Raw genomic sequence first — 13,597 nt, 5'->3', positions numbered from 1 at the left:
ACCATAGATTAACTAAAAATTTATCTTAGTTAATCGTTAACTTACATAATTAATATTTAGTAAATTATAAGATAGGAATTCTTAAATACTTTAGAAGATTCTTATTAAATTAGAGCTAATATGGCAAAAGGAAAGAAAGAGAAGAAACCAGCTCAAGGATCTGAGCAGAAAAAACAATAATTAGGCTTATTAGTAAAAGATTTAAAGTTAATTTAATGTTTTTTACAATACTTTTGTGCTTGTTATCTGCTAAGATTTTAATATTTAGCTTGGTTAATTAATTTATGAAAATTAAATCGTTAAATATTAGAGGAGATTCAGTAGAATTCTGCTATGAAGGTTCTTCGATAAGGCTATCTGTAATAAATGACGAACTCAGAATTTATGAAGAAGTAACTTATGAAGTAGCTATAGGTGAAATATTTTCTAAAATTCAAATTGTTATAAAAGACGGAAAAGTATTTTTATCTTCTCTTTTTGGAGAAAACGAAGTTAATAATCCGCAAAATATAATCAATGGAATAAAGGAAATATTAGAACTAATAAAAAATAAAAATACTAAATTATATGGAAAAATCAATAATATAATATCTGCATAATTATCTATTTGAGCTCTCCAATAATTTTCGATTCTCCTTCAGTATCCTCAAAAACTACTTCTCCTTTTTCAGTAATAACAATATAACCTATTCTTCCTTCACATTTATATGGAAAAGCTATTATACCCTTATTCTTAGTTACACTTGGAGCGTAAATTGGAATTAAACTATCTTCCATATTTAAAGCAACACAATTAGGAATTATTATAAAAAGTTTATTTAAAACCTCGTTTAATAGTTTCTCGTAAGCTTCACCAGTTTCCTTTAACTTTCTAACTTCTTCCATATAAATATGTGAAACATTTAATCTAAAAAACTAATTTACCTTAATTTAAATAAAACTTAATCAGAATTGTACCATGTTAGTTGTTCTGTATTCATTGTATTTCTTATAAATGGCATTGCATAATATAAATCCCGAATATTATGAGATTGAATACCGTATGTCATCATAAGATATCCTACTATTGAAGGACCATCATAATATGCAGCGGCATTTTCAAGAACATTATCTTCGCTCTTCATATAATTATAAATAGAACTCTTTACTTCTAAAAGCGATGTGGAGTTAAGTTGTTTAAGGAAATAGTTACTAAAGTTTATAGCTAACTCTGCATAATAGTTGTTAAAGAATCCATAATCATACAATACATTTGGATTATTGTAAATGTTGGTCAATAGTGTCACATTTCCATAATTTGAACCAGTAACTGAGTCATAATATTCTGCAGCATAGATATCAATTAAAAACGCATTGTATAATCCTTCATAAAAGCCATAAGGAGTTATTGAAGGACCGACATTAATAGATAAACTTAATGCTGCCCACGAGGTAGCTAATATTTTATCAGACATGTTACCATCATAAAGATATGCAGCTTCTGCAGCAGTTTCTATTTTCCATAGATTATTAAGAGAACTTGCGTTCTTTATCGCATTATTTACTCCGTTAGATATATTGTAATTTGAAGTCTTAAGAAGATAGCAAATTGCATTTACTGCAGGATTAGGTAAGAAATAGAAAGCTATATAATCTCCCTCTTCTGCTAATCCCTCGGCTTTTAACCAATAGGACTGTGCCATATTTTTGATTGTTTGATTTGTAGATGAGTTATATAAAGTACTGTAAATTTGTGATAAATATTTGAAACCTGCTGTTATGTTATATTGTAAATCTAAGTACCCTATAGGTTCTGGTAATGGATTTTGAGTCTCTATTTGATACATTTGGGGTAATGAAGTTGCAGTTAACAATACATCACCATGTTGAAGTGCAAATTCCTGTGCCATTTTGAAATTTTTTCCTTCAGCTAATGCCATCATCTGAGGGACCACAAGATAATAAACTCCTCCTTGATATAGCTGTACTATCCTTTGGTGAACTACTCCGCCCTAACGGGCGTGGCTTCCTGCTTCAAAGCCGAGGCTTGCCAAAGGTAGAGGTCTCAGCTCCACAGGCACTAAGGGTCGTTCCGACCCCGAGCACTAATGTGAACCCACAGTATCCCAATATGGGACTGTTGAATGGAGTAGAGGCGTACCACATAGACCCTCGCTTTAACCAAGGCGTCTCAGTGACGCTTACTCCGTCAGTGACTGCCATTAATAGAATATTTGAAAAATACGTATTTAAATGTAACTACAAAGGGGGCTCCTACGGCGATTTTCACGAACAACACTCCTAAACAAGAAGACAAGCCTTACAAGGGTGAGACTAAGAAGACTAGGTATAGGGGAGGAGGTAGTGAAGGCCCTCAAGTTGACCCTAATCAAGTAGTTCCTTCGGCTCTTCAAGCCATCGCCTAGCCATGTTAGAGGCAAAGCATGTGGAGCCTATCCATCTCCACCCTTACGGATGGAGTCTTCCGCCCCCTTTGAACCCCTTGTTCAGATAAACTACTCCTGTAGAATACATATATCCCTCTAAACCTACATCTCCTAAGAAGTACATTGACTTATTAAGATTAGAAACATCTCCTAGCATTGATGCTAAGTACATTACTGTAGCAGAATCTGTTTTTACTGCTCCTCCTACATTTATTGGAGAAGGAGCCGTTATGTAAAGATAGTAATTATATTCAGTCAATGGTTGATAAGCTAGCATTGATGCTACAACTGCTGCACCTTTTGCTCCAGCTAGATAGCCATTTCCAGAATTATATAAAGCTCCTATAAACACTTTTCCTTGTCCTTGTGTAACATACGCGTACTGGCTAGCTATTGTATGGGCTGGAAATACTGGGTTTATTAAATAATCTTGATTGTTTCCAATATTTGCAGGAGGTATTGGATCAGAATTTTTACTATTTACGTTTATTATTGTATAATTGTTTATTTTATCATAGCTTACTTTAGTTCCTATAAAAAATCCTAGCATACTAGATACGAACATAGTTATAACTATTATGGCTAAAATAGTATTTTTCATTTATGTTCTAGAAAAACTAAATCAATAATTAAATATACTTTTACCCAAATCTATGATAAAAATGAAAGTCAATAGTACTTAGTATAGCCAAGACTCTTTTATTAGATAAATTAATTCTTTTAAAACTTCTTGTAATATAATTTTGTAATTTATTTATTATTTTTATATATTTTAAATTATACCTTTCCACGCTATTTGATATGGAACTATAATTTGAAGTACTTCTATAATTTCCTACTGCTATTCCTTCTCTTACCTTAATTCCCATTATGAGTAATGCAATCATTGATATAGCAGTTATTAATGATGCAACAATCTTGATATTAATAGATCCCACTACTGGAACTATTACGCCACCTAATGCTGCTGCATTTAAAGCCACTCCCATGTTCCTAGCTCCAGCACCATAAAACTGAGATATCCTAGGAGCTAAAGAGTTTATACCTAAACCAAACGCATTAAATATTACTACTAAATAAGGAATTCCAGTAACAAAGAATAAAGTTCCTGATAGTGCTGAAATAGAGGTGGAAATAATTATTGCTTTAGTTTCTCCTAAAATTCTAGCTAATGCAGGAATTATGAAATACATAGGCACTGAAATTGAATATCCTAATATAAGCCAACTTAGTCCTCCTTCTTTTTCAAGAATAGTAGGAGCAAGTTGTAATATAAATGCTGGTTCGAAGGCGAAAAAGAAAGCTAGGACTGACAATAGTGATGGTAATCCTAGTTTTATTTTTTCACCTTTAAAGGAATCTGTTTTTTGATATAGTAAAGATAAGGGTATTGTAATACCTCCGGAGAGAGCTATTAGGTACCATGTCTTCAAATCTAGATATGCAAATGCACCGCCTATCCATCCTATTGCCCAACCACTCATGGTTAATGCGGTAATGAATCTATTTCCTGTTTTTATAGCTTGTTCGACTGCAAATGAAGTAGCTAGACCAAACATTACTCCAACTAAAAGCCTTAATACTATGAGAATTCCAATGTTACTAACTATTCCACTAGCTATTGAAATTATACCTAAAGAGAACAATGAAGTTAGGAATGTTAATCTAGAACCTAGTGAGACAATTATTTTTTGATATGAAAGAGCTCCTATAACTCTTCCTCCAAATGGAATAGAAACTATGAGAAAAGCTAACCATTGTGCTACATTAAATTGGTTTACAGTATATGCTGGTGCAACGATAACGTATGTAGGTAAAGCATAAGCAATTACTGATGTTACAGCCACAAATGCTGTATTTCTGCTAATCATTCATGGTCGATAGTTTATTCTTTAGGAAATAAATTTAAATCTTACATACGATATGTATAAGTAAGCTTTGAAAACTAACGAATCATAATTATCAAAAAATATCGGTTTAATGTATAATTTGTACGATATTAGATTATAAATAATAAATTAAAATAATATTTATTTTCAATATATTAAAAAGGTTAATATTTAGCCTCAAACATTAGAAAACTTTTTAATTACCTAGTCAGTGCAAAAAATCATGTCAAATTCGACAAATTATCTTGGGTCATATATTTCATGGGTTATGGATTCTTATGATTTAGGTGCAGTTGTTATTACAGCTAGTATATTAGAAAAATTATATTATCCTACATTAGGTCTCTTAGGTGCTGTTTTACCAATAGTTTTCACTATAATATCAAGACCTTTAGGAGGATTTGTTTTTGGTTATTTGGCAGATTTAAGAGGAAGGAAAAAGGCGTTAATTTTCACAGTATTAGGATATTCCTTAACTATAGGCTTAACTGGGCTTTTACCTACATATTATCAAATAGGTATTTTAGCTCCAGTTATTCTGTCTCTATTAAGGCTTATGCAAGGGGTCTTTATAGGAGGTGATGTATCATCAAGTTTTACATTAGCAATGGAGAGCGTAAGTAGAAGAAGAGGTTTAACTTCAGGGATAATGCAGTCAGGTACATTAGTTGGTTTCGTTATAGTTGATCTATTATTTACATTTTTAGCTCCAACTAAAGATTTTATATCTATTGGTTGGAGATATATATTTATTCTAGGTATAATCCCAGCTGCTTTAGCAGTAATAATAAGAGCTAAACTAACAGAATCAAAGGTATTTCTAGAAGCTAAAAAAGAGTCTCCTTTAATTGGTCTTAAACCAATTATTCAAACTATCTTAGTAATGATAGGCTTTTGGATAATGATTTACGCAGGACCTCAATTCGTACCAGTTCTTTTCGGAACCGTAATGCATTTATCTCCTGCAGTTTATGGGCCTTTAGCCTTATTCATGAACTTAATAGGAATACCTGCAATGATAATTTCAGGATTAATTTCTGATTATATAGGGAGAAGAACAATGGCTATTATAGGCTCTATAATATCAGTTTTAGCTGCAGGAATATTCTATTTTGGAATTGAGCATGCACTTTTACTTCCTACATTAATATTCGGTTTTGGGATAAATCTACCTTCAGCAATATCTCCTGCTTATCTTGCTGAGAGATTTAAGACGTTTAGTAGAGCTACTGGAGTTGGTTTTTCCTATAATGGAGCATTTATTGTAGCAGGATTCTCTTCAATTTATATTTCACTATTCTCTAAGATATCTAATCCATATATTGCTGCATTTACAGTTCTTAGTATAGGAGCAATAATTTCAATATTTGGTTTATCGATGGGTCCAGAAACCTTGAAAACTAGCGAGTTAAAAGTAGAATAAAGTGCTTTTCAACTATATTAAGTAATTGTTTTAATTTGGTCCTTAGTTCTTGAATAAAGTCGTATACTTTATTATATTAATTTTTAAGATAAAATAAAATTTTTATTCTCTATTCTATAATACGTTTAAAAAGATTTAACTTGAGTAAGATTTAAATTCTAGCAAGATCATAATATTAGAAATTATAATCAGGTAAAGTAAGCAATCAAACGAATAATTTATAGTTAAATAAGTTTAATAAAATAAAACATTTTTCTTAATAAGTAAAAGTTTTAATGAATACTTATATATATCTTTGTTATAAAAAGTACTTAGATATTAACTAATGTAGTCAATTAAAGAAAATTTTATAAACTTTCTGATAGATACTTTCAATTTGGTGATTAGATGGCAGGAAAAGAAATGCTTCACGCTGGCAATAGTACAAGAATGGAATACTTATGGCCAGTAAGATTTGCAGTAGGCTGGATGTATCTAGACGGCGGATTAAGAAAGGCAGTATTAAAACCAGCAAAACTAGATCCTAATTCAGCGTCTTTCGTAGGTGGAAAGCTAGTAAACTTTTTACCACATGCAGGCCCATTCAAAGGATTATTATTATTCACACTAGAAAACAAAGCGTTTGATGTAACTTTCTTAACTATATTCAGTTACGTAGAAATAATAGTAGGATTATTCATAGTAATTGGTTTATTGACTAGGTTAGCGTCATTAGGAGCATTAGGTATGGCTGTAGGATTTGCTCCAGCATACTGGCTAGGATCAACATGTGAAGATGAATGGCAAATAGGAGCATTATTAACTGCAGGCGCTGTAACTCTAATGCTTACCGCACCAGGTAGAGTTTTTGGTTTAGATTATTTCCTATATAAGAAATTTGGAGATAGGCCATTAGCTAAAAACGTTCCAATACTTAAATGGATCAAATTATGGTGATATAAATGGAAAGAACAGTAATAATTGGAATAATTTTCGCAATATTAATTGCTGGTTGGATATTAGGAACAGGTCAGTGGTCGTATGGTAACGTAGTAGGACCATTATTTAATAATTCGAAATTACCTAAACTCGATATTACATATGCTAATGCATATCCAGTATCTAATGGAACTGAGATAATATTGAACATAACAGATATAGATGGACCAGACGCTTATCCGGCATCTGGAACAATGATGATAATAAGTAACTCTACATATTCATTAACCCTAAACTCATCAGAGATATATCATGATACAGTAAAGATAATACAAGCACCATGGAACGAGAATAAGAAAGATTCAGTAAATAGTTACTCTGGATTTGTAATAATATTAGGAAGCGAGGCACAGTTCCAACTAATAATTCCAGTTCACTTATCTCCAGGGACTTATAAAATAACTTTAGTAACTCCAGCCATAAGTCCAAGTAGATGGGCTACTGCAACAATAACTATAAGCTAATTTTTTTTCTTTTTATATTTCTTTTTTATCAATATGGTGCTATTATGAGAAGAAGTATTACTGCTATAGTTTTTGCTATTGCAATTATATTTATAATTCTTTTTAGTTATTGGGGGAATGTTATTTCTTTATTTATGCCTGATCCACTAAACCATTTGGTTAAGGTAGCGAATAGAGATTTTGCAGGTAATTCGACTGAAATATATTTCATATCTTGGTATGGATGTCCTTATGGAGCTACATTATCTTGGCCCCTATATGTTATGCTAAGACATTATGGAAATGTTAGTGTACAACCGCATTATTCTATTTTTGAATCGGATATTGGTGAACCCGTGCCAGGCTTAATATTTACAAATTTCTCATCAAATTCTTCTATACAATTTCATTATATTTATCTTTATAATCAGTACCTTAATGCAACTCCTAATGGTACTAAGATTACGAATTTAGTTCAATACGGTCTAGAGATTATAAAGAATAAAACGCCAGAATGGGTATATTCTTTAGTGGAGAAATACGAAGTTAATGAGCCCTTAGCAGGATTTATGCTATCAGTAGTTAATTCTGGAAATCCTCCGCATATAGCTACAGTACTTATTATAACTGATCCTAAAGGAACATGGATGTTGATAGGATATCCTTCATCTCTTACTCCAGGGCAAATATTATCGATTTCTACTAATTCTACTAGCCTTCTAAAAGACATAAACAGCGGAAATGTACCTAGCAGTATTTATTCTTATTATGAAAAGCTTGAAGAAACCTTGGATTAATGCAAATCTCTTTTACTTTCTTTGTTATACATATTTTATGCTTAAGAGAACTATTGAGGTAGCTACGAAATTATTTCCACGTGTTTTGATGATTAGACATTATAGAAAATTGATGCTTGAGGGAAAAAGTTTAGATGATAAGGAAATGGAAAAAGAAGCGGAAAAGCTTCTTAATGCGTTAATTTCCTTAGGTCCTGCTTTCATAAAAATGGGTCAAATGATTTCTGTTCATTCCGATGTTTTACCTGAACCTTACTTAAAGGTTCTTTCTAGATTACAAGATCAAGTACCTCCGTCTCCTTGGGAAGAAGTTAAAAAAGAAATTGAGGAGGATCTAGGAGAAAAAATTAATGAATTTGAAATTAATAATGAGCCTATATCCTCAGCAAGTATAGGACAAGTATATTTAGCTAAGACTAAAGAAGGTAATGAAGTAGTCTTTAAGGTGAATAGACCTAAAATAAGGGAAGTTGTAAAAGAGGATGTTGAAGTAATAAAAAGGCTATTGCCATTTTTAAGATTTTTATTTGATGAATCATTCTACGAGAGTTTTAAGGCAATAGTTAATGACTTTTCTTCAAGAATTTTTGAGGAAATGGATTTCACTAAAGAAGAGTTTTACATGAAAAAAATTAAGGAAGAGCTTAGCGAATTTCCAGATGTTAGAGTACCGGAACCTTATTTCGCTACAAAAAGAGTATTAATTATGGAATATATAAAGGCACATAAAGTAACGTCTGAAGAAGCTAAAAAAATTATTCAACCCTCCTATTTGGCCTATAGGGTCTTTAAAATTTTCATGGTTCTCCTTTTAGAAAAAGAGTATTTTCATGCAGATCCGCACCCAGGGAACATTGCAGTTGATGACGAGGGAAACATAGTAATTTACGATTTTGGAATGATAGGAAGAATGGATAAGGATACCAGAAATAAGCTAATAAGAGCATATACTGCATTAATAAGACTTGATGGTGTAGGTTTAGTAAGAGTATTAGAGGAACTTAATGCTGTGCAACCAGAAGCAGATAGAGAGCTTTTAGCTAAAGGAATAGAACTCTTTTTAAAAGGGTTTCAAGGAGTTACTCCAGAAACGTTGGAAGTAGAGGAATTTATACAGGCAGCAAACGAGGTATTCTATAGATTTCCGCTTAGATTGCCAGAAAAGATGGTTCTCTATGTTAGAATGACGTCTACTTTAGGAGGAACATGTACACAAATAGATCCTGATTTTAATTTTTTTGAGAGATTAGTAGATTTAATTGAAGATGAAGGACTAGTATTTCCAGCAATGATAGACGAGGTTAAGGATACATTATCTAATGCTATAAGGAAATTCAGACTCTCGTTACTAGAGAAACCCGAAAAACCAAAAAAGGAAAAATATGAAACATTGCCTATTGCAATTATAGTACTGTCAATTATATTATATATTGCTTTTAAGCAACCTATCCTATCTATTCTCTTAGCTATTTTAGGAGTAGTATTAAAAAGAGGCTAAAAAATCATTCTATTTTTACAGTAGCTGATCCCTCTACAGGGAATCTTAATGTTAATACGCCATTTTCGTATTTTCCTGTTATTTCTCCGTCTTTTTTAACAGCTACTGGTAAGGATATTACTCTCCTTATACTTTTAGGTCTTTGCGTTAGATATTTAGTTCCTGTCTCGCTTATCTCTCTATCTGCTTCAATTACTAACTCATTTTGAGGAGTAATCCTTGCATGTATGTTTGTCTTATTGAAGCCTGCTAAATCAGCTACTACTATTAAATAACCCCCTTCTTCATAAATATCAACAGGAGGCAACGCAGATTCATAAAAACTTCTAGTTAAATCTTCAACTCTTTTTGTTATTTCTTTCTTTACTATTCCTGAAAAACTCACTTTCTACCACCTCTTCTCATGAAGAAAGCCAATATTTTATATATTAAATACCATCTAAGTAGTCTCATAATAATATATAATGAATAACAAAGTTAAAAAGCTTCTACTTAATTTACACATTTAAAGATCTATTAAAAAGAAAAAATCTTTTAAAATCTCAATATTAAAGAAACTAGTGAACGGTAAATTCAAAAAGAAAAAAAGCAGACCTTATCATAGAATGCACTTTAGAGGATCGTGAGGAACTTGAAAGCCCTTGTTTTCGATAAGAATGGAATAGAGAATTTGAAATATTCTGACGTCGATATGCCTATGATAAAAGATGACGAAGTTCTCGTAAAAATAGTAAAATCTGGAGTTACTCAGCTTGATTATATGACTATTTCCTCTATGAAGGTAAATCCTATTCCACATATAGCGGGTTCAGAGTTTTCTGGAATAGTTGAGGAAGTAGGAAATAACGTTAATAATGTAAAAGAAGGAGACAAAGTCGCTGTATATACAAGAACTTTCGATGGAAATTGCAACTATTGTAAAAGAGGGTTAGAAATGTTATGCAAAGCGGGAAGAAGAATAGGAATAGATGAAAATGGAGGATATGCTGAATATGTTAAAGTACCTGCAAGGAACGTAATTAAAGCAAATCTAGACTGGGAGATCATGCCAGCATTATCAATATCTGCATTAGCTTCTTATCATGCACTAAAATATTCAAGGATAAAAAAAGGAGACGTAGTAGTAGTTTTTGGATCTTCAGGAAATGCTGGACTTTTCGCATCACAATTAGCTGAAATTATGGGAGGGATTGTAGTATCTGTTACTAATAATGAATTGAAAGTTTCTAGTAATGTAGTAACGTATACTGAGGTAGAGGAAGCAGTAAAGAATATAACTGATGGTGAGATGGCAGATATTGTCGTAAATCCTCTGGGAAGTAAATATTGGGATTTAGGACTTAGATTATTGAAACAAGGAGGTAAAATGGTTTTCTTCGGCACATTAAGTGGAAATAAAGTTACAATAGACTTAACGCAAGCATATCTTAGACATATATCATTTATAGGTACTGTTAGAGGAACTTTCGAAGAATTTAGAGAATTAACAGAAATCTGTAATAAATGCAAATCCTTCGTTTGGAAGGAATTTCCATTAAGCAATGGAAAAGAAGCTCTGTTGTCTTTATTTTCTAAAGAGAGAAAAGGTAGAATTCTAATTTCTATATAAAATTCAATTTATGAATATAGGGATAATAATTTATATGTAGAAAATATCGTACCAAATAATTTTATATTTTGTCTTGTTAATAAATTACCTTTCCTTTTATTTTAAGATAATAATTCATTTTGGCGGTTTTATATGGTAACTATTTTATCTAATAGATTTAAATAGAATGTTCGCCTATAAAATACATAGACTACGGTGAAAGTAAATGGATAATATAATATCTACTTTCATACTTGTAATAGCGACTATTATAATTGGACTTATAGCTTTAGGTTTATTTGGTGGATACTTCGGAATTCAAGCCTCAAATATTAATAATATTAAACAAGCTCAAGAAATTAGCATGTCACTTCAAATAAGAGAATTACAGATTTCAAATTCTAGTGGTATAAATTTCGTTATATATCCGTTTATTCCTAGTTACAATATAGCCTTGTATATAGTTGCGTTTCAAGTAAGTAGCTCGCTTCAAAATTCTCAAACTTATGTTACACCTTTACAATCGGAAGGTTGGGTTAATGTTAATTATACTATTGGTTCTTACAGACCTATTGTAGTATATTCTGATTCTGGTTCGGTATTATATAATGGTAATGCCTATATTTACTCTACTCATTCCAATTCTGTACAGTTTATATATTTAAAAAATGGGGAGAACGCGATATTATGGTTTATTGTAAATCTTAATGGGCAGTACTATAGAATAGGCTACGTATGGATTTCTGGGTGAGAATATGAATAGAAAAGCCATTTCTCCTGTTATAGCAATGCTATTTGTTTTATTGATAGTTATCGTTATATTAATACCATTATCGTATATGATTTTTTCTATACCCACATCAAGTGATATGGCTCAAGCCAACGCGCAAATATATGAAACTTCTTCACAACAACAACTAAGTGAAATAACAGTAATTAGAAATAATCTGCAATTATCTTCTAATAATGCTATGGGCTCAATAACTCCTAAATATTTTGGTTTAGTATACGATAATTCCGAACTTTATGTACTTATTCTCCAAAATAATCCATCTGTTCCGTTAGTAATTAAAACTATATTAGGACTAAACTCTAAAAATGAATGGACTGTAATAAATAAAAATGTAAATATAGTAATAAATGAAACAAATATAAATAGTAAGTTTAATGGCTATGACTCAGTTAAAATACCCGTATCAGGTAACTATAATGCGATAGCAGTAGTCACTAATCTTGGTAATATTATAGCAGTACCTCCATATACAGTAATATTAACAACGTATGAAACAGAGCCAGCAGGAATTGTTTCGCTAAATCCTAATAGTTTTAAGGTTTTACAAAATCCTCAATTTACGATAAACTCTACGGCTCCCCTTCAAGCACTTATGGCAGAATATGGAAACACCTTAACGTTATATAGTGGAGAATTATGTCCTTCTAGTGAAAGTTCTTTCTTCTATATTAATTCTTATTACAGCGGATCCATGTATCCTGAAAGCAATCCTTTAGAGATTAACGGAAGTATCTCCGGTATTTTTGATTTAAGTAGTAACTCTCAATTGACATTAAATGGAATGTTTGATGGAAATATAACTTTAGTACCAAGTTTGTTAAGTTCGCAACAACCAACATTAGTAGTTAATGGCAGTGTTTCTATGACTGTTTTAGGTAGTATGATATCTCTGTCGAATTTTGATGGAACAATAAACGGTACTGCAATTAAGTCTTTGACTATTAATGCCACTAGTGCTACTATTATTAAAGGCAAAGGTATAATTTCTATTACTCCATCATATTATTATGGATTTCTTGGTCTAATTAGCTACTTCACTACTTATATAAATGGATCTGCTGTTGGTAAAATTATTATAGAAAACCCTGAATCTAATGTATTTAATTATCATGCAGAGTTTGACGGAAATATGGAAGGTAATATTAGTGTTAGTAATATTGTTAGTAATATAGGTCCTTTTAATCTTAATCTTAATAATGCTGGGTTTAGTGAATTTGCTGGGATAATAAATGGTACTTTCAATTCAGGGATATATAGCTCCAATTCTATGGAATTGTCTGTTTATAAAGAAGAAAATATCATAGTCAAGCCTCAAATTTCATCCTTCTTCGTTGAAACTCCAATAACTGTTAAATTTAATTTCGCTATATCAAATCCATCAAATAAAACGATAGAGATATATTATGCGTATGTAAGTTTTGATGAATATTTTGTATTTTCTTTAAGCGGTTCTAGCGGTCCTCAGTCTGGTGAATTTATAGGACTAGTTAAGGTTCCACTAAGCATTAATATTTCACCTGGAGAATCAGTTAATCGTACGCTTATAGTCTCTATTCCGCAACAACTATTCTCTTCAGTGTCTCTTAGTAATATACTAAAAACTCAACAGAATATGTTTGTTATTACTCCAACATATGAAACTATTAACTTAGAATTCTACAGTAATATAGGGTATTTAACGTCTGGTACTTTCGTATTACCGGTCCAAAGTCCACCAATAGTTTATCCTCAAAGTGATTAAACTTTTTTATAAAATAAGAAG

The 13,597-nt window shown here is 31.5% G+C and carries 15 protein-coding genes; 10 read left to right on the top strand and 5 right to left on the bottom strand.

The genetic code is table 11. The annotated features are described in order from the left end of the window. The first annotated feature begins 284 nt into the window (after positions 1 to 284). Positions 285 to 599: a hypothetical protein gene (locus tag DFR85_RS16220; RefSeq protein ID WP_110269179.1), complete on the top strand. Its 315-nt coding sequence runs from the start codon at positions 285 to 287 to the stop codon at positions 597 to 599. Positions 600 to 603: 4 nt separating this feature from the next. Here DFR85_RS16220 and DFR85_RS16215 read toward each other — a convergent pair whose 3' ends face one another. After that, positions 604 to 885, bottom strand: a complete 282-nt coding sequence (locus DFR85_RS16215) for a hypothetical protein (protein ID WP_110269178.1) — start codon at positions 883 to 885, stop codon at positions 604 to 606. Positions 886 to 941: 56 nt separating this feature from the next. After that, a complete protein-coding gene (locus tag DFR85_RS16210) occupies positions 942 to 1,934 on the bottom strand; it encodes a hypothetical protein (protein WP_162582522.1) in 993 nt (330 codons plus the stop codon). 279 nt (positions 1,935 to 2,213) lie between these two features. Here DFR85_RS16210 and DFR85_RS16205 point away from each other — a divergent pair, with 279 nt between their 5' ends. After that, positions 2,214 to 2,405: a hypothetical protein gene (locus DFR85_RS16205; protein WP_110269176.1), complete on the top strand. Its 192-nt coding sequence runs from the start codon at positions 2,214 to 2,216 to the stop codon at positions 2,403 to 2,405. Between the two features lie 43 nt (positions 2,406 to 2,448). Here DFR85_RS16205 and DFR85_RS16200 read toward each other — a convergent pair whose 3' ends face one another. Continuing rightward, the gene (locus DFR85_RS16200; protein ID WP_210433927.1) at positions 2,449 to 3,027 is read right to left on the bottom strand and encodes a hypothetical protein; all 579 of its coding nucleotides are present in this window, start codon (positions 3,025 to 3,027) and stop codon (positions 2,449 to 2,451) included. A gap of 40 nt (positions 3,028 to 3,067) precedes the next feature. After that, complete coding sequence (locus DFR85_RS16195; RefSeq protein WP_210433926.1) at positions 3,068 to 4,297, bottom strand: MFS transporter; 1,230 nt, start codon at positions 4,295 to 4,297, stop codon at positions 3,068 to 3,070. 241 nt (positions 4,298 to 4,538) lie between these two features. On the opposite strand from DFR85_RS16195, the gene DFR85_RS16190 reads away from it, so the two are divergent. The 5 genes from DFR85_RS16190 to DFR85_RS16170 all read left to right on the top strand — a co-directional run bounded on the left by DFR85_RS16190 (position 4,539) and on the right by DFR85_RS16170 (position 9,454). Further along, the gene (locus tag DFR85_RS16190; protein WP_110269175.1) at positions 4,539 to 5,738 is read left to right on the top strand and encodes an MFS transporter; all 1,200 of its coding nucleotides are present in this window, start codon (positions 4,539 to 4,541) and stop codon (positions 5,736 to 5,738) included. 387 nt (positions 5,739 to 6,125) lie between these two features. Further along, the gene (gene doxD, locus DFR85_RS16185) at positions 6,126 to 6,674 is read left to right on the top strand and encodes a thiosulfate:quinone oxidoreductase large subunit (RefSeq protein ID WP_110269174.1); all 549 of its coding nucleotides are present in this window, start codon (positions 6,126 to 6,128) and stop codon (positions 6,672 to 6,674) included. 5 nt (positions 6,675 to 6,679) lie between these two features. Continuing rightward, positions 6,680 to 7,180, top strand: coding sequence for a thiosulfate:quinone oxidoreductase small subunit (doxA, locus tag DFR85_RS16180; protein ID WP_110269173.1), 501 nt, complete (start codon positions 6,680 to 6,682; stop codon positions 7,178 to 7,180). 44 nt (positions 7,181 to 7,224) lie between these two features. Then, on the top strand, positions 7,225 to 7,956 hold the full coding sequence (locus DFR85_RS16175; protein ID WP_162582520.1) for a DUF929 domain-containing protein: 732 nt from the start codon (positions 7,225 to 7,227) through the stop codon (positions 7,954 to 7,956). A 37-nt stretch (positions 7,957 to 7,993) separates the two neighbouring features. After that, entirely contained in the window at positions 7,994 to 9,454 is a 1,461-nt protein-coding gene (locus DFR85_RS16170) for an ABC1 kinase family protein (protein ID WP_110271719.1), read from the top strand. Positions 9,455 to 9,458: 4 nt separating this feature from the next. Here the strand turns inward: DFR85_RS16170 and hsp14 are convergent, their stop codons facing one another. Further along, entirely contained in the window at positions 9,459 to 9,839 is a 381-nt protein-coding gene (gene hsp14, locus DFR85_RS15845; RefSeq protein WP_110269171.1) for an archaeal heat shock protein Hsp14, read from the bottom strand. Between the two features lie 237 nt (positions 9,840 to 10,076). Here hsp14 and DFR85_RS14960 point away from each other — a divergent pair, with 237 nt between their 5' ends. From DFR85_RS14960 to DFR85_RS14725, 3 genes are all read left to right on the top strand, one after another. Further along, positions 10,077 to 11,063 (top strand): alcohol dehydrogenase catalytic domain-containing protein, encoded by a 987-nt coding sequence (locus tag DFR85_RS14960; RefSeq protein ID WP_210433925.1) that lies wholly within the window; start codon positions 10,077 to 10,079, stop codon positions 11,061 to 11,063. A gap of 205 nt (positions 11,064 to 11,268) precedes the next feature. Next, entirely contained in the window at positions 11,269 to 11,793 is a 525-nt protein-coding gene (locus tag DFR85_RS14880) for a hypothetical protein (RefSeq protein WP_110269170.1), read from the top strand. A gap of 4 nt (positions 11,794 to 11,797) precedes the next feature. Continuing rightward, the gene (locus tag DFR85_RS14725; protein ID WP_110269169.1) at positions 11,798 to 13,576 is read left to right on the top strand and encodes a hypothetical protein; all 1,779 of its coding nucleotides are present in this window, start codon (positions 11,798 to 11,800) and stop codon (positions 13,574 to 13,576) included. The last annotated feature ends 21 nt before the right edge of the window (positions 13,577 to 13,597 follow it).

It is taken from the genome of Acidianus brierleyi, from assembly GCF_003201835.2.
Lineage (GTDB): Archaea > Thermoproteota > Thermoprotei_A > Sulfolobales > Sulfolobaceae > Aramenus > Aramenus brierleyi.
Note: the sequence above shows the minus strand (reverse complement) of the source record. Positions and strands in the feature narration are given on the sequence as shown.